General features: G+C 42.9%; 17 protein-coding genes and 1 pseudogene. 16 read left to right on the plus strand and 2 right to left on the minus strand.

What is annotated here, in order from left to right; all coding sequences use genetic code 11:
* Positions 1-110: 110 nt before the first annotated feature.
* The 3 genes and pseudogenes from E6W40_RS09710 to E6W40_RS30455 all read left to right on the plus strand — a co-directional run.
* Positions 111-1,142, plus strand: coding sequence for an ATP-binding cassette domain-containing protein (locus tag E6W40_RS09710; RefSeq protein WP_136605298.1), 1,032 nt, complete (start codon positions 111-113; stop codon positions 1,140-1,142).
* The gene (locus tag E6W40_RS09715; RefSeq protein WP_136605299.1) at positions 1,139-1,954 is read left to right on the plus strand and encodes an ABC transporter permease; all 816 of its coding nucleotides are present in this window, start codon (positions 1,139-1,141) and stop codon (positions 1,952-1,954) included. Before E6W40_RS09710 ends, E6W40_RS09715 begins: the two co-directional genes overlap by 4 nt.
* A 348-nt stretch (positions 1,955-2,302) precedes the next feature.
* Positions 2,303-2,599: pseudogene (locus tag E6W40_RS30455) on the plus strand (transposase); the annotation flags it as partial.
* Positions 2,600-2,824: 225 nt separating this feature from the next.
* Here E6W40_RS30455 and E6W40_RS09725 read toward each other — a convergent pair.
* Complete coding sequence (locus tag E6W40_RS09725; RefSeq protein ID WP_136605300.1) at positions 2,825-3,250, minus strand: hypothetical protein; 426 nt, start codon at positions 3,248-3,250, stop codon at positions 2,825-2,827.
* 632 nt (positions 3,251-3,882) lie between these two features.
* On the opposite strand from E6W40_RS09725, the gene E6W40_RS09735 reads away from it, so the two are divergent.
* The 11 genes from E6W40_RS09735 (at position 3,883) to spoVB (ending at position 15,388) form a co-directional block, all read left to right on the plus strand.
* Complete coding sequence (locus E6W40_RS09735; protein WP_246073069.1) at positions 3,883-4,344, plus strand: GNAT family N-acetyltransferase; 462 nt, start codon at positions 3,883-3,885, stop codon at positions 4,342-4,344.
* Positions 4,345-4,379: 35 nt separating this feature from the next.
* The gene (locus E6W40_RS09740; protein ID WP_136605302.1) at positions 4,380-4,739 is read left to right on the plus strand and encodes an acylphosphatase; all 360 of its coding nucleotides are present in this window, start codon (positions 4,380-4,382) and stop codon (positions 4,737-4,739) included.
* 73 nt (positions 4,740-4,812) lie between these two features.
* Complete coding sequence (locus tag E6W40_RS09745) at positions 4,813-5,529, plus strand: HAD family hydrolase (RefSeq protein ID WP_136605303.1); 717 nt, start codon at positions 4,813-4,815, stop codon at positions 5,527-5,529.
* 141 nt (positions 5,530-5,670) lie between these two features.
* Entirely contained in the window at positions 5,671-5,847 is a 177-nt protein-coding gene (locus E6W40_RS09750; protein ID WP_211146990.1) for a hypothetical protein, read from the plus strand.
* Between the two features lie 546 nt (positions 5,848-6,393).
* Complete coding sequence (pepF, locus tag E6W40_RS09755; protein WP_136605304.1) at positions 6,394-8,193, plus strand: oligoendopeptidase F; 1,800 nt, start codon at positions 6,394-6,396, stop codon at positions 8,191-8,193.
* Positions 8,194-8,483: 290 nt separating this feature from the next.
* Positions 8,484-9,188 carry a response regulator transcription factor gene (locus tag E6W40_RS09760; RefSeq protein WP_136605305.1) on the plus strand — a complete coding sequence of 235 codons (705 nt, stop codon included), beginning with the start codon at positions 8,484-8,486 and terminating at the stop codon, positions 9,186-9,188.
* A gap of 130 nt (positions 9,189-9,318) precedes the next feature.
* Positions 9,319-10,575 (plus strand): sensor histidine kinase, encoded by a 1,257-nt coding sequence (locus tag E6W40_RS09765; protein ID WP_246072941.1) that lies wholly within the window; start codon positions 9,319-9,321, stop codon positions 10,573-10,575.
* Between the two features lie 93 nt (positions 10,576-10,668).
* A complete protein-coding gene (locus tag E6W40_RS09770; protein ID WP_168928874.1) occupies positions 10,669-11,202 on the plus strand; it encodes a hypothetical protein in 534 nt (177 codons plus the stop codon).
* Between the two features lie 46 nt (positions 11,203-11,248).
* Positions 11,249-12,379 (plus strand): putative lipid II flippase FtsW, encoded by a 1,131-nt coding sequence (ftsW, locus tag E6W40_RS09775; protein WP_136605308.1) that lies wholly within the window; start codon positions 11,249-11,251, stop codon positions 12,377-12,379.
* Between the two features lie 10 nt (positions 12,380-12,389).
* Complete coding sequence (locus E6W40_RS09780; RefSeq protein WP_136605309.1) at positions 12,390-13,526, plus strand: FtsW/RodA/SpoVE family cell cycle protein; 1,137 nt, start codon at positions 12,390-12,392, stop codon at positions 13,524-13,526.
* Positions 13,527-13,831: 305 nt separating this feature from the next.
* A complete protein-coding gene (gene spoVB, locus E6W40_RS09785) occupies positions 13,832-15,388 on the plus strand; it encodes a stage V sporulation protein B (RefSeq protein WP_136605310.1) in 1,557 nt (518 codons plus the stop codon).
* 160 nt (positions 15,389-15,548) lie between these two features.
* Here the strand turns inward: spoVB and E6W40_RS09790 are convergent, their stop codons facing one another.
* Positions 15,549-15,926, minus strand: coding sequence for a winged helix-turn-helix transcriptional regulator (locus E6W40_RS09790; RefSeq protein ID WP_136605311.1), 378 nt, complete (start codon positions 15,924-15,926; stop codon positions 15,549-15,551).
* 148 nt (positions 15,927-16,074) lie between these two features.
* Here E6W40_RS09790 and E6W40_RS09795 point away from each other — a divergent pair, with 148 nt between their 5' ends.
* Positions 16,075-16,428 (plus strand): DoxX family protein, encoded by a 354-nt coding sequence (locus E6W40_RS09795; RefSeq protein ID WP_136605312.1) that lies wholly within the window; start codon positions 16,075-16,077, stop codon positions 16,426-16,428.
* Positions 16,429-16,513: 85 nt separating this feature from the next.
* Positions 16,514-17,281 (plus strand): DODA-type extradiol aromatic ring-opening family dioxygenase, encoded by a 768-nt coding sequence (locus E6W40_RS09800; protein ID WP_136605313.1) that lies wholly within the window; start codon positions 16,514-16,516, stop codon positions 17,279-17,281.
* Positions 17,282-17,303 lie beyond the last annotated feature (22 nt).

The following is a 17,303-nucleotide window of genomic DNA, read 5'->3' on the forward strand; positions in this document are numbered from 1 at the left end:
AGGCTTTTTTTATCGCTTAACTAATTATGATAAGTACTTATTACAGTTCACATTCAGTTCATAATTGTAATTTACAATCCTAAGTATTCAGTTATATAGGAGGAATTGCAATGGATCATGTATACAGAAAGGGAATAGATCCTAACAATGGGGATTGGGCCGTCGAAGCGCATGGACTCGTCAAAAACTTCGGTGATAACCGTGCAGTGGATGGCGTAGATCTGAAAGTGCGTGCAGGTTCGATCTATGGAGTGCTCGGTCCGAATGGAGCGGGGAAAACCACTACAATTAGAATGCTGGCGACCTTACTTCGGCCAGACGCGGGTTCCGCACGAATCTTTGGTCATGATGTGGTGAAGGAGTCACAGATTGTTCGACAGTTGATCGGAGTGACCGGTCAATACGCATCGGTTGACGAGTCGCTCAGCGCTACCGAGAATCTGATTATCTTCTCCCGCCTGCTTGGACTCGGGCGCGCAGAGGCGCGCCGCAAGGCAGAGGAGTTGCTAGAGGAGTTTGGTTTGACGGAAGCTGCGAAGCGGCCGCTCAAAAACTTCTCTGGAGGTATGCGTCGCCGGCTGGATCTCGCAGCGAGCCTCATTGCACAGCCGCCACTCATCTTTTTGGACGAACCGACTACGGGTTTAGACCCGCGCACGCGTGCGCAGATGTGGGATACGATCCGTCGTCTGGTGAATACAGGCTCTACGGTTCTGCTCACGACACAGTATCTAGATGAAGCGGATCAACTGGCTGACCGGATCGCGGTTATCGATCAGGGCCTAGTCGTTGCAGAGGGAACCGTGGATGAATTGAAAGCTTCAGTCGGAACTTCATCGTTACAGCTGAGAGTCCAAAATCTTCAAGACATTGAGGGCGCGCGCCGGACCATTGAGCAGGTGCTCAAAGTCCAGTCAAAAGTATCGGCGGAATCCGGTAATATTACCGCACCGATGGCGAACGCCGATCTGGTCACTGAACTGCTTATCACTCTCCGTGCAGCAGGAATTCACTTGACCGAATTGAGTGTGCAGAAACCTACACTTGACGAGGTGTTTTTAACTATTACTGGCCATGGCGTGAAGGAAGACACGCCACAGACATCAAGTGAATCGAATAAAGCTGAGGAGGCAAGAGTATGAGAAGCACTTCAATTCAGCCGGGCGCTGATCGCAATTTGAAAAACCATACGAGCTTCGGCCAGTCTATTCGCAACTCGTTGACGATGGCCTACCGAGGACTGCTGAAGATTCGGCGAACTCCCGAGCAATTGTTCGACGTTACGCTGCAGCCAATCATCTTCACCCTAATGTTTACCTATATCTTTGGCGGGGCCATCTCCGGTGATGTGGTGAGTTATTTGCCAGTCATCATTCCCGGCATCCTCGTACAGACCGTGATCACGACTTCAATCGTCACGGGCGTTCAACTGCGTGAGGACATGGATAAGGGCGTGTTTGACCGGTTCAAGTCATTGCCTATCGCGCGTATAGCACCATTGGCGGGAGCTCTGCTGGCAGATACCGTCAGGTATACGATTGCGACTGTGCTCACCTTTACCATGGGATATATTATGGGATATCGGCCTGAAGGCGGTCTGGGTCACGTCGCCATCGCCGCGGTTCTTGTCATTGCCTGTGCTTGGGCAATCAGTTGGATCTTCGCATTCTTCGGCGTGATTGCCCGTACTGCCTCAAGCGTACAGGGGATATCGATGATCGTGCTGTTTCCGCTCACGTTTCTTTCCAACGCGTTCGTGCCGGTCGATACCATGCCGAACTGGCTTCAATGGTTTGTTAAGATTAATCCGATCTCGCATCTGGTCACTGCCGTTCGTGATCTTGCTAACTCAGGAACCGTAGGATGGGATCTCGTTATTTCTCTCATCGGAGCGGCCGTTATTGTGTTGATTTTTGCACCCATCACAGTCCGTGCATATATGCGTAGAACGTGATGACAATATCAATTGAAAGCAGATCAAGGTAGGGAAAATATGGGGGTGTCTCATAAGCCATGATATGGCTGGGACACCCCTGTTTTTTGAGTAGGATGTACGTAAGCACTTGGAGTGGACGCTGCGTGAACGGACCGTTGTTCCAATCGCTGTGCTCTCCAGATTTTTTTCATTCTCCTTTACGGTGAAAATCCGGAGACCAAGGCGACCGCTGCCGCTTTTCCACAATCAGTCCGTCCTCTCCGCTGTTTAAGTGGAAAAGGATCACAATCTTCAAAGAAACACAAAAAAAGAAACCCTTCTTTGGGTGAAATGGAAGTGAGACCAACCATTTCCAAGGAGAGGTTTCGTTGTACAAAAGCGGCAGGAAACTGTGACGTGGTATTGTCAGTCTAGAACGACTGCGACACCAGAATCAGGCTCGGGAAATTCTACGGAGTGAAAAAGGTTACGCCTTGGCCGTACGTCGGATGACGGAACCGGAAAGTGTGCTTGGACAATAAAAGAACAACTGGAGCTTCCGGCGATTTCTGCTTCGCGGCATGGAAAAAGTGACGCTTGAGGTCGACTGGCTTTCGCTTGCCCATAAAAATGCTGAAGCAAGACGCAGTAGAGCAAAAGCGCAAAGGAGCGATTCTCCAATAACGGAAGAATCGCTCCTTTGCTGAGATTTAAAATAAAACTGGGCTGTCTCTGTCGTGGGAAATCCACTTATGGGACAGCCCTTCTTATAGATATTGTTCCGGCCAATGTTTGCAGGTATCGGGTGAGCATTTGAATTCATTCATAAAAATTCAGCATGATACCCGCTCGTATCATGCTGAATTTCATTCTTGACCTAGAATGCAGCAATAACTGAGAGTGTTGTGTTTAATGCAAAGCGTTTCTGTCTTTATGTACCTCCCGATCACCGAAGGAAGTCAGGACGCTCTGTTCGACGACATCCCTGAGTTCTTCCTTATGCGCGGCATATTGCTCAGCAGAAATACTTCCGCTGCGTAGGCGGTCATCCAGCTGCTGTGTAAGCTGGGTCATCTGAAGATTGATGACATCGGCTATATCTCCGCCTTGGCCGGCCGCAATATCATTCAGGGATTTGCCTGCATACAAGGATTCATACAGTTCTTCGTCGGATGATTGATTAAGTGCTTCCAGCAGGTCATCTTTTTCCGCGACGCCAGTGGAGAACCACTTCTCTACCGGACTTGCGCTTGTGATGGAACCGCCTAAAGCGGTGCCTCCGAAGGACATAACAACTACCATCGTTCCGACAATCATCACTCGCTTTATGTTCATGGTTAAAATCCTCTTTTCATGTTTTTTGGTGCTTGAGATATACGTAAAGTTAAGGGATGTGAGAGTTTCAGCCTAATGTTATTATAAACAGCAAACCTGAGTAGAACCTTAATTATTCTTTAAAATAATATAAAGTTGGGCTGATACGATCAGCGGGTGCTTGAGCTATTATGTTGAAATACATTATTAAGAATGTCGTCATACTCTTGAAAGTAGGAAGTATGAAGACATTCGTAGAATAAAGTTATAAGAAATTGGTACAAACGATGAAAATAATAGAGAGGATGAAGCTATATTAGTTTGCAAGTCTTATTTTGTTTCCTAGTGAGGTTGAATTTTATGTAAGCCCGGTAACAGACAAGACGGGTACCACAAAAGATAACTGGTATTTGGATGAGCATAAAATAAATTATGTAATGAATGAATTGACGAAGGTAGGTCAATATTTTAAACACCATATCCCAAATTGGGTCAACAGTAAACAGTGAGAGAAAGCAGTTCAGGAAGGCACCCACAAAAAACCTGTGGCAAATTTTTTAATTCATAATAAGTAAGCTGCTCGAAGGATTGATTACTTCGCATAACAATAAATGTCGCGGCCGTCCCTAAAACTAAACGAAACGAGTGATATTATTTTGATCCGATTCATTCCCACGACAAGAGAAAACTGGAAGGATGCATTAAACTTACAAGTTCAAGTCCATCAAAATCATTATGTTCCATCCGTAGCTGTGTCTTTAGCTAAAGTACACATTCGTCCAGACGGAGATGAATACAAATATTTACCATTTTGTATATATAATACGGAGAATAGCTTAGTGGGCTTTGTAATGATCACAGTAGATGACACAACAGCTTGGTCATATTGGCTAAATGGTTTGATGATTGATGCAAGCTATCAAGGTAAGGGTTATGGAAAGGCAACTATAGAATCTGTGATTAGATATATAAAAGAGAACTACTATAATAGCAGGTGTTTGAATTTAACTGTATGTGCAGATAATGGAGCTGCCAGAAAGCTCTATGAAAAGTTGGGGTTTTCTGAGACCGGAGAAGTATATGATGATGAAATTGTTTATCGATTCGTTTTTTAAATGTAAAACAGTCTTAAAAAGGAGTGCAAGGAAGAATGAATTCTTTTAAGAAATTAAGAAATAAATACGTAATATGGCATGCAAATCATGTTGAAATTCCAAAGTTTACACCAAGCATTGTAGTCAGAAAAAAGGTGTGTTTTTCTGGAAGAGTACAAAAGGTAGGATTCCGCTTGGAATTAAATTGTATTGCTCAAAGACTGAATTTAACTGGATGGGTGAAAAATGTAACGGATGGGAGTGTGGAAGCAGATTTACAAGGAGAAGAATCGCATATTGATTTTCTGGTCAATTGCATGCGGTCATTGAAACGGGCGTCTGTAAAGAAAATGACTATAATTGATTTGCCGATTAGAGAAGGCGAAAAAAAATTTACAATAGTGGATTTGGATTAAAATAAGTATAGTTTAAGCGAGACTGATTCCAGAGATTACACCCGGTTAAAATAAAAATTGATGAGGTATTTCAATGAAAAGCAATATGAAGTACATCTTCTTCGATTGTATGGAAACACTCGTTGATCTATATGAACTGCCCAGTGATCATGATTATGCATTATGGGCATTTAACGGTTCCGGAGTAGAGCATTATTGGAAAGACTTTGATGAATTTTTAAAGAGATACAATGAATCCAAGATTGAAATTGCATCAATACTTGATCCGAATGAAGAGTATGAAATGATCAGAAGATTTGAATTCGTTGTTGAAAGAACAGATAACATCGATATTCACTTGAAAAATGATGTGGCAACAAATCTATATGATACTTATTGGAGTACATACAAATCAAAGTGCTTTATTAAACAAGAAAAACTGGGTATTTTGTTGGATTTAGCTAAAAAGTACAAGTTAGCAGTGGTTTCGAATTTTAAGATTAGAGATGGAATCGAAGAGCTATTGCGCCTGAATGGTGCAAGTAATCTATTTGAATTTGTGATTACTTCTATTAATACAGGTTGGAGAAAACCAAGTCCAAAAATTTTTGAATTAGCAATTCAATATGCTGATTGTGCATCTGATCAGATTATATTTGTTGGCGACGATTACGAGAATGACTATTTAGCTCCAAAGCGAATGAATATGATGTCAATATTATTAGATAAAGAGACCAATAATATTGATTACGAGTCGGAAGTACGTAAAGTTAAGAATTTTACTGAATTAAAGTCATTTTTGTTGGGATAATTCGAAGATATCAATAAATTCATGTAACAACTTATCGTTTTTCAATCCAGTATGAACAACCAATATTTTAATCGGAATACATATTTCATCTTTGTAAATCTGTCAATTGAAAACAAGACAAGGACGAAGGAGCGAAAACAAATGACTAAGTCAGTACTGTTGTATTTTGATGCATTCTGCTATGGAGATGTTCGAGGGTTGTTGGAGGAATTTAAGGATAAGGAGATCCAAATCGTTAGAGGACCGGACTTAAATGACTCTTTTAGCGAATTTACGATTCAGGATCCTGATGGGTATCGGATCGCTTTTGGCGGATAATCAAGTTGAATTTTTTCAGTAACATTATACGGATGAGTATGAATAGTATATAAATATCTATAAAATAACATGGGGTTCTGTTATGTTTTTAAGGTTTGAACCTAAATGGTATATAGCCACTGTGATTTGTATAATAATTACAATTATTATTGTTCTGATCACGGGTCATTTGAAATACCTTAATTTATGCGGTGCATTAACGTTTTTTGCCGCTTCGATTCGCTTTTGGAGAGACGAAGAAAGTAGTTATATTCGCATCCCCTACCTAGTATTGGGTATATTATTTTTATTGGTATTTTTCAACATATTAAAATAATTACTTTTTTGGAAATTTAAACAGGGAATCATCGATTGCAAAATTGCCGTGAATCAGTGACTGCTGATAGCGGCTTTTTTAAATTAATTTTCGTTATTAGCGAGACACCCACTCATATCGTGGCATACCTAGAAAACATTGAACAGTTAAAGGCTGCGAATCTATGTTACAATGGGTTTTACTGGAACCATACATTGGTCAATTAATAACATGGGAGAGGTGCTTAACGAATGTCGAAAATTTTAACCCGAGCAGAAGTGGATACAGAATTAACGTGGAATTTGAATGATATTTTTGAAACAAAAGAAGCGTGGGAAGCAGAATTAAACGCAGTTCAGCAGGACATCTCTTCTGTTACAACGTATCAAGGAAGACTCAGTGAAGGAGCAGATACGCTGCTGGCATGTCTTCTTGCACAGGAAGATCTTCAAGGAAGAGTTAACCGGGTAGGAGCCTACGCTTATCTGCATCAATCCGGAGACAGCATTAGTCCTGAAAATCAGATGAATGCTGCGAAAGCGCGCGATCTTTCTTCAATAGTGAGTTCAGCTCTTTCCTTTATCAAATCCGAAATTATCGCGCTTCCAGACGGAATGATTGACCAGTACATAAAAGAACAGCCTAAACTTCAGGTGTTCGAACGCAGTCTCGGATTGCTTATGCAAACTAAACCGCACAGACTGTCGGCAGAGACGGAACAGGTGCTTGCTTCCTTGGGTGAAGTTTTAGGGGCGCCTTACCGCATCTATGAGCGCAGCAAGCTGGCAGATATGACATTCCCATCCACAGAAAACGGCCAAGGGGAAGAGGTGCCGGTTTCTTTTGCACTTTATGAGAATAAGTACGTTGAATCTCCGGATACAGATCTGCGCCGTAATTCGTTTAAAGCTTTCAGCGAGACATTGTACAATTACCGCAATACCTTTGCTGAGGCCTACGGTACCGAAGTGAAGCGCCAAGTCATTGAATCGCGTCTTCGCGGATATGACTCCGTTACCGATATGCTTTTGACGCCGCAGCAGGTCACAACGGAAATGTACAACAACATTTTGGATATTCTTCAAGAAGAGCTTGCGCCTCATATGCGAAAATATGCCGCACTCAAAAAACGCGTGCTTAATTTAGACGAGATAACGTTTGCGGATCTGAAAGCACCGCTGGATCCTGATTTCAGTCCTGACATTTCTTTTCAGGAGGCAGGTGATCTGATCAAGGAAGCCTTAACCATTCTTGGTCCTGAATATGGGGAAATTGTATCGGATGCCTTTAAAAATCGTTGGGTGGATTACGCGGATAATGCAGGGAAGAGAACAGGTGCGTTCTGCATGTCGATCCCTGGAGTTCATTCCTATATTTTGATCAGTTGGGCTGATAGCATGAGAGGTGCCTTTACACTCGCTCATGAAGTAGGACATGCGGGCCATCTGATGCTTGCAAGCAAATATCAGCGTTTGACCAACTCCAGACCTTCGCTGTATTTCATCGAAGCACCTTCAACGATGAACGAACTTTTGCTGGCTGATCATTTGCTGGCAAGGTCAAACGATCCGAGAATGCGTCGTTGGGTTATTTCGCAGTTGCTTGGCACCTATTTCCACAACTATGTAACTCATCTGCTTGAAGGAGAGCTTCAGCGCCAGGTCTACGATCTTGCAATGAACAACGTACCGATTACTGCGGTGAAATTATGTGAATTGAAAGGAAATATCCTATCTTCCTTCTGGGGAGAGGATGTGGTAATCGATGAGGATGCCAAGTTAACCTGGATGCGTCAACCGCATTATTATATGAGTTTGTATCCTTATACTTATGCTGCGGGGCTTACCGCTTCCACGGCTGTAGCCAAGCTCATAAGAGAGGAAGGACAGCCTGCCGTAGTTCGTTGGCTCGAAGTATTAAAAGCCGGTGGATCTATGAGTCCCCTCGAACTGATGAAACAGGCAGGCGTGGACATGTCTCAACCTGATCCAATCCGCAGCGCAGCGGCTTATGTGGGTTCACTTATTGATGAGCTGGAGAGCCTGTATTAAAATTATGATTGCCCAAAAATCCCACTTCTATATTGTAGTGGGATTTTTGTTTCGCAAACTGCTGCGTAGGGCTCTATGTTTTTGGGCAAATGCAGTATTCATCTATGTTTTTGACAAGTCAATCAATTTAGAGTAATATCCACATGTGATCGTTACCATCATAATGTGAACAGTCGCAGTATGAAGGTGCAAGTACGAATAAGGATCTAAAGCACAAGACTCTCTCTTAACAGGGAGAGCCTTTTTTTTGCATTTTACTTGCCAGGAATCCGGTTATAGGGGTGGGAATATTGGGAACGGAACATCGTAATCATGTACTTATTGTTGAAGATGACGACAATATTAGACGTTTTATATCAATCAATTTAACTACAAACGGGTTCGTGGTCAGTGAGGCTGCGTTTGCAGATGAAGCGTTGCAGAGCTTCACAACGAATCGGCCTGACGTTGTTGTTCTGGACATTATGCTTCCGGATGCTAACGGATTTGAAGTCTGCCGGAAGATACGGGAACGGGATCCTGCGGTCATCATTGTCTTCTTAACAGCACGTGGACAAGATCTGGACAAAATCAAGGGCCTTGAACTCGGCGGCGACGATTATATAGTCAAACCCTTTAATCCGTTAGAGCTGGTAGCACGAATTAATGCAATATTACGCCGAACAGAAATCGCTTTAAAACCGCCAAAAAGCGTACTTCAAGCCGGACCCATTCGTATGGATCTGAATTCGAATAAGGTGTTCAAAAATGACGTTTATATCGAACTAACACCGAAGGAATTCCAAATGATCAGGGCTTTCCTGGAGCATCCAGACACAGCACTTTCCAGGAATGAATTAATGAATCTCGTATGGGGAGAGGATTATATTGGAGATCCTAAAACGGTAGATGTTCATGTGCGGAAGCTGAGAGAAAAGATCGAAGATAATTGTTCCAAGCCTCATTGGATTGAAACGGTATGGGGACTAGGATATCGCTTCAGGAAGGACGATTGAATTAATGGGTATCCAGAAAAGATTAGTCGGAAGTTATCTTGTGGTCATTTGCCTCACGGTGCTCATCCTTGAGATCTTTCTTGTTTTTTCCCTGAGATATTATTATTTTCACAATATAGAGCGAATTCTGATGAATCAAGCGGAGTTATCCGCTTCTTTTTTTCAGCAATATTTTGCAGATGAGGATCTGGAGAAACAATCGGAACGATTACTGAAAGGGTTTGCCAACAATTCCGATGCACAAGTGCAGATTATTGATCCATCGGGTCGACTATTACAGGACTCTACCGGACTTCCGGGTAACAATATCATGATGAAATTTGTTGATGTGCAAGAAGCTGTTAAAGGTCTTCCTGGCGTTTGGAAAGGAGAGGACCCTGCAACCCAAGAAGCCATATTAGCGGTGTCGTATCCTTTAAAAGCTAATGATACTATCGTTGGAGGAGTCCGATTTATCACTTCGTTAACCGAAACAATAAGTACGGTTAATCAAATCACAGTCTTACTGATCTGTGTCGGAATGCTTGTTATTGCGATCGTTACCATTCTTGGACTCGTACTATCAAGGACCATTACAAGATCCATTAAAGACCTTAAACAGGCAGCCGACCAGATGACTGAAGGAAACTTCAGTATTAGAGTGCATAAGCGCTACCGTGATGAGCTCGGTACCTTGGCAGACACGTTAAATATGATGGCAAGTCGAATAACGAAGAGCGAACAGCTTAAAAATGATTTTATTTCTTCAGTGTCGCATGAACTGCGTACGCCACTAACGTCGATTAAAGGATGGATCATCACTTTGAAATCGAATGGGGTGGACAACAAACCTTTGCTTCATGATGGATTGGATATTATTGAATCAGAAAGTGACCGGTTAACCCGTATGGTGGATGAACTGTTAGATTTCTCTAAATTGGACAATGGAAGAATTACCATTCACTTTGAACCTGTGGATCTAACGGAACTAATACAGCGTATTGTCAGACAACTGGCCCCAAGAGCTGCTCGCCAAGGGATATCACTCGAAATACAAACAGGCGAAGCCCTTCCTACCATTCAAGCAGACGAGAATCGGTTGAAGCAAGTACTGATTAATCTCATTGATAATTCAATCAAATTCACGTCTCCCTCTGGGCGAATCCTGGTTCATGCTTATACGGCTCCACGCAAAGTCGTTATTATCGTTGAGGACACAGGATCAGGAATTACAGATGAGGATTTAAATAATGTACTGCAAAAGTTCTACAAAGGGGATCAACATGCTTCAGGCAGTGGTTTGGGTCTAGCCATATCTGAGCAGATCATTAAGCTGCATCATGGAGAACTGCGAATAACCAGTACGGTGGGCAAGGGAACGATCGTCCAAATTGAACTGCCGGTATAAGGGAATCTCAAATTTAACTATTTCATAACCACTTTATTCCCTTTCACAGATAGAATACTAAATAAGCTGATAAGCGAGGAGTCGATGATCCTAATGCCGAGCAAGTTCATTAGAATAGGTGCCATGTTGACAACGTTATGGTTGCTCGGAGGATGCGGGGTTCCAGCAACACCACTAGATACGATAAAACCTCCTTTATCAAAAGCAAACATGCAGCGATATAAGACAAGCCAAGAGTTGATCAAATTATTACCTGAGAAAGCGCAATTGTTAGCACCAATACAGGGACAAGAGGGGCAAGATATTTCTTTCGGAGATATGGACGGAGACGGTATCGACGAAGCTGTCGTTGTATATGAAGACAATGAAAACATAGGTAATACTCTAAAAGCCGCGCTGTTTAAGCAGCAAAATGAGACCTGGCAAAAGATCTCGGAAGTCAATGGATTTGGTTACGGTCTGGAGTATGCCGGAATTTTTGATATTGATCATGATGGAAATAACGAACTTGCGTTAGGCTGGTCGTTGGGTGACGCAGGAAAAGGACTAGATGTCTACAGGTTGAGTGAGGATAAGTTAAAGCTGTTATCCAAAAAGGCTTTTCACGAAGAATTGAATCTTGAGTAATTTGTCCCAAGGATAGTCTTTGTCGTTGATGGAGGTGTTCTATGATTTGAACAGTAAAATAAGAGGACGCCCTGATTATGTACTTCTATTTTTAACGGTGCTGCTTGTTGGTTTTGGATTAATGATGATATTTAGCGCAAGCTATCCGGTTGCCATATTAAAACATAATAGTCCGTGGCACTACGTCGTGAAACAAGGCGTATTTGCGCTCATCGGATTATTTGTGATGTTCATTTTTATGGGTATTCCTTTTTCACGGTGGAAAAAGGCTTCGCCAATTCTGCTGCTGTTCTCATTGCTCGCACTAATGCTTGTATTAATAGGGGGCGCGAACATCAACGGTGCTAGAAGATGGTTTGTGTTGAGCGGTTTTAATTTGCAGCCGGCAGAGTTCACCAAGTTATCCATTATCGTATATTTATCAGCAATCATTAGTAAAAAAGGGGATCAAATCCGGAATTTTCGTAGAGGCTTACTACCCATTTTGGTCATGATAGGCATCATTCTGTTGCTTGTCATGAAACAACCCGATTTCGGCACGGTGTTAATCCTGTTCTTTATTGCAATAACGATTCTTTTAGTCGGCGGTGTTGATCTCCGTCACCTTATCATCCTGTTCTTGGCGCTCGTTCCTGTTTTGATTTACCTGGCCATGAGTAAGAGCTATCGTCTCCAGCGAATCACTTCTTTTCTACATCCACTTGATCATCCGGATGACTCGGGATATCAGCTTATTCAGTCGCTTTATGCGTTAGGGAATGGAGGTCTTCGCGGGACTGGAATCGGTCATAGTGTGCAAAAGATCTTTTATTTGCCTGAAGCCTACACCGATTTTATCTTTGCTGTGGTTGGCGAGGAACTGGGGTTTATTGGCACGTCAATGCTCATCATCGTATTTTTTCTTTTTATCTGGCGGGGTTTTATTGCTGCAATCAGGAGTAATGATCCATTTGGCCTAATGCTGGGCATGGGAATCGTTATGATGATATGTATTCAAATGATGTTGAATATTGGTGCTGTAATCGGCAGCCTGCCCATTACAGGGGTACCTCTTCCTTTTATCAGCTATGGAGGATCTTCGCTCATTTTGTGTTTGGCATGTACAGGTATTCTAATTAGCATTTCTCGAGACAACTATAGAAGACGTAAAGAAAACGACAGAAATTCAACAAAATAGAGGTTGTCATATGTTTATCACCAGCAAACTTGCAAAACTTGATAAATTAACGCTTTTTCTTATATTGTGTCTTGTTGCCATTGGAACCGTAGCCATTTATGGGGCAACAACAGATACACATTTAGATGGCCTTCACATTAGCTATTTATATCTATTCGGTGCATTCTGCATTCCGATGTTATTTCTCGCATTGCTGGATTACAAAATTCTATTGGGCAGGTTGTCCTACCTTTTCTATGGGATCGGCATAGCGATGCTTGTTGTGGTCAAATTGTTCGGAGAACACATTAACGGTGCATCCCGTTGGTTAAGTATTGGGGGCTTTCAGCTTCAACCTTCTGAGCTGGCTAAAATATTCACAGTGCTACTGATTGCTCATGTATTGGGTAAGCGGGAGGGAATGAAGCTCCGTCTTTTTCAAGATTTAGTTCCGATTTGCATCATTTTCTTGATTCCTTTCATCTTAATCATGGATCAGCCCGATCTAGGCACTTCTCTCGTTTTCGTTGGCATATTAATTAGTATGCTGTGGATTGGTAACATCCGTTCAATATATATGATTCTTTTCCTTGGTTTATTGATCACTACGATCGGCACAATATTGTGGTTATATTATGCCAACTTCGAATTGTTATCTAAAATTGTAGAGCCACACCAAATGTCAAGAATTCAGACCTTTCTGGACCCAACCAGCGATCCCGATAAATCATGGCATGTTAAAAACGCAATGACGGCGATTGGTTCGGGAGGATTGACAGGAAGCGACGGAATCTATTTACGTAAAGGATTTATTCCTTATGCGTATTCTGATTCGATATACGTGGTCATTGGCGAGGAATATGGTTTTATAGGTTCTTCCGTGCTGCTGCTGTTTTATCTACTGCTCGTGTATCGAATGGTGCATATTGCCATGGAAAGTAGGGAACGTGCAGGATCATATTTGGTTATCGGGTTTATCGCAATGATCATTTTTCAAGTTTCCGTTAATATCGGAATGCATATCGGCTTGCTTCCCTTGACGGGCATATCCTTGCCTTTCATAAGTTATGGCGGCAGCTCGCTTCTTAGCAATATGATTGCGATCGGCCTCGTGCTCAGTGTGAAAATTCATAAAGATGAAATCTCGATAGAACCATCTGTGAAATAGAAGGCAGATGATGTTAATAGGATCACGAAGGAGTATCTCGAAATGGTTAAACGGGAAGAACTAAAGAATCAACTATTAAACTGTGATAAAAGTTTCAACGTTAATGGACAGGACCATGTAGACATGCTTTAATTGCCTTTACCGCTGCATTTCCCATGAAGGAAAATACAGCGGTTTTTTTGTGTTTTGAGGTTCTTTTTTTGCATCTTTACATCAATTGTACATACTTGTCTGCATGTATTGGTTATTGCTCGAATAAGTTTAGAAAGTAGAACAGGACAGACAGTAGGGTGGAGATGCAGCAGATGGGAATGAATAAACAAAGCTTTATTCGCGGGACGTTTATTTTGACCGTATCGTCATTTTTTACAAAAGGGCTTGGATTTGTTAACGGAATATTGCTGGCACGCTTTTTGGGAGCAGAAGGCGTAGGGCTGCTTATGATTGCTCATCCGCTGCTTCCGTTGTTTATTACGATGACGGAACTTGGGCTGCCTGTTGCGATTTCGAAGCTGGTATCGGAGGCAGAGGTTAAACGGGATGAAGCACGAGTAAAACGTATTCTCGCCGTATCCTTAACGGTCACAGGAAGCTTAAGTGTTGTATTAACCTTGGCGGCTCTATTCGGCTCCAAGTGGATCGCCTCGATTGTTTTAGCCGATCAGCGGGCGTATTATGCAATGGTCGCCATTACGCCAATCATTCCTATTATCGCGATGTCGGCTGTACTGAAGGGGTACTTTCGGGGTAGACAGAACATGAACCCCCTCGCCTTATCTGACATCATTGAAAATTTGGCACAAATCCTCGTCATCATCGGAGTTGTCAAAGTGCTGCTTCCGTACGGTATCGCCTACGCTGCGGCAGGGGCGATGGGTGCTGCAGTTATTGGTGAAGGCGTTGGTTTAATCTATTTGTTTGCCGTATTCAAATGGGACAATCGGGGGAAAGTCAAGGAAACCCCGCCCATTGCGCCAAGCGCTTCGCTTAAAGGAGATCGCACGCTGAGAGATTTGCTGCGCATCGGCTTGCCGATGACAGGCAGCGGATTTATCCATTCCATCTATCATGCATTTCTCCCGCTTCTGATTACGAAGAGCTTGGTGCTGTTCGGTGTCGGCGTGGAGGTGGCGACCAAGCAATTCGGTCTGCTGGCCGGTTATGCCATTCCGCTGCTGTTCCTCCCCAGCTTCTTTACCCAATCGCTGTCGACAGCGTTAATTCCGGCGATCAGCGAGGCAAGTGTGGACAACAATACTAAGCTCATGCACAGCCGCATGGACATGGCCATGCGTACCGCGCTTATTGTCGGTGTGCCCTGTACTATCATCTTATATCTATGGGCAGTACCGTTAGCGACCTTAATCTATCATGCGCCAGAAGCTGGCGTGCTGCTCAAGCTGCTTGCACCTTTATTTTTCCTCCATTATTTTGAGGCGCCGCTGCAAGCGATTCTGCTGGGCTTGGGCAAAGCGTCAACCGTCATGTGGAATCATGTGATGACGAATATTTTTGAAGTGAGTCTGATTTATGTGCTCGGTTCTAACCTTGGAATCGAGGGAGTTGCGATGGGATTTGGGCTTGGCATCCTGCTGCTGACCCTGCTGAATTTTTATTCCGTCGCTACTACAATCGGCTTTTATTTTGACCTCCGTATTATCGTCAAAGCGGGAGCGGGAGGCATTGTCATGACGGTTACAAGTCTGGCAGCTCACCGTTTTCTGGAACGCATGGAATTGGGGCAGACGATTGCGTTATTCGGAGCGCTGTTTATTTCGTTGGTCGTCTATGCTGCAACATTGCAATTAACCCGCGCTTTGCGAAGCGGACCGAAAACGCCGACAATTACGCCGGTTTCTTGAATGGGAATGTATGGATTGGTATTGAAGCAGAGAGCGCTACTGAAATAAATAAGAAGATCCGGTACCACGTAGGCATCGGATCTTCTTGGTTGGTCATAGTAATAAGATCATATAAGCTAACGAATCCGCGAAATTCGCGGATTTTTTGTGTGCATATTTATTATTTCCCTACGAGCTCATCTTTTACCTCGAACGATTCTACTTCTCTAACTTCACCGTATAATTCATTTAAATGCTCCACATGAGCCATGCCCCAATCATTCATTGTCTGCAACACAGGGGTCATACCTATTCCATATTCCGTAATAGAATATTCAACTTTAGGTGGGATTTGCTGATATATTTTACGATGAACGATATCATGATACTCTAATTCCCTTAATTGTGAGGTAAGCATTTTTTTTGTTATATCCGGTATTGCTTTTTGTAGTTCGCTAAATCTCATCGTACCATTCGAAAATAGCTGAAATAAAATAACAGGTTTCCATTTACCAACCAGGATCTCTAATGCCGTTTCGACTCTACATTCATCTGACATATCAGAACCCTCCCACAGTATTAGTATAAGCAAGGTACTAGGTATCATTTTGTATACTATGTTTAATTTAAGTGCCTACTTCCAATGAATGACCCTTGGCATTATTATAGCTCTATAAGTTAGGCATATACAAGGAGGAGCATCCGTTATGAATATTGCTTTATGGATCGTCCAGGGACTTTTAGGATTCATGTTTATTTTTGCAGGCTCGATGAAAGCATTTCAGTATGAAAAAGCGCAGGCTTCATTGCCCTGGGTAAAAGAATATTCAAAAGGTTTAGTTACTTTTATCGGGATCTCGGAACTGCTTGGCGGACTGGGTTTGATCATCCCTCAAGCTACGGGAATTCTACCTATCCTGACACCGATTGCAGCGATTGCTCTTGCAATAGTCATGGTACTGGCTGCCGGCTTTCACGCGAAACGAAAAGAATATCAGGGGATCGGGATGAACATCATTTTGTTAGCGTTAGCTGTGTTTGTTGCGATTGGGCGCTTTTAAGTTTGTCGTTTAAATCATAAGAAAATCATGATGGAACATCGTTACCGACATGATGTAACTGTTACAGAAATAAGGAGGTCAGACTATGCTTTCCCCAGTCTTTTTGGCACATGGTTCACCGTTTACTATATTTGAGGAATCCGATTTTACGAAGTTTCTCAAACAATTCGGCCAAGAAAATCGCCCTAAAGCGATCGTCATATTTTCGGCTCATTTCGAGAGCGAAATGACGACTATAGCCGCTACCGATGATGTTCATGAGATGGTGTATGATTATTACGGGTTTCCGGATTCCTTTTATCAGGTACAGTATCCCGCGAGAGGTTCAACGATTGTTGCTTCCATCGTGGAAGAACGGCTGCGCCGGAATAATATTCCTGTCCAGCAGAAATATCGGGGGCTGGATCATGGCGTATTCCCAATTATGATGCATGCTTATCCGGAAGCGGATATTCCAATCGTTCCCGTATCGGTAAATCCTTTCTTACCGGCCAGACAGCAAATTGCGATCGGTGAAGCACTTCAAGGTCTGGAGAAAGACGGTATTCTCGTCATCGGCAGCGGTTTCGTAAGCCATAATCTTCGTGCTTTTGACCGGGATAAGGATGCTCCACCTCGTGAATGGGCTGTGCAGTTCAAAAATTGGATTCGAGATAAAGTAGTTGCCAGGGATATTGAGTCCTTGAGTCAGTATGATATCTTGGCACCGCATGCAGCGATGGCAGTACCGCGGGCAGAGCACTTCGTGCCGCTGCTTATAGCGCTGGGAAGCGGAAACTCCGGTAGCGATATTCGCGTTTTATTTGATTCAATCGAGCATGGTTCCGGAAGCTCGCTGTCTTTTCAGTTTTAATCTTGGCTGTCAGAATACTAAT

Origin of the sequence: Paenibacillus dokdonensis, from assembly GCF_004916975.1 — a bacterium.
Taxonomy (GTDB): domain Bacteria; phylum Bacillota; class Bacilli; order Paenibacillales; family Paenibacillaceae; genus Paenibacillus_AQ; species Paenibacillus_AQ dokdonensis.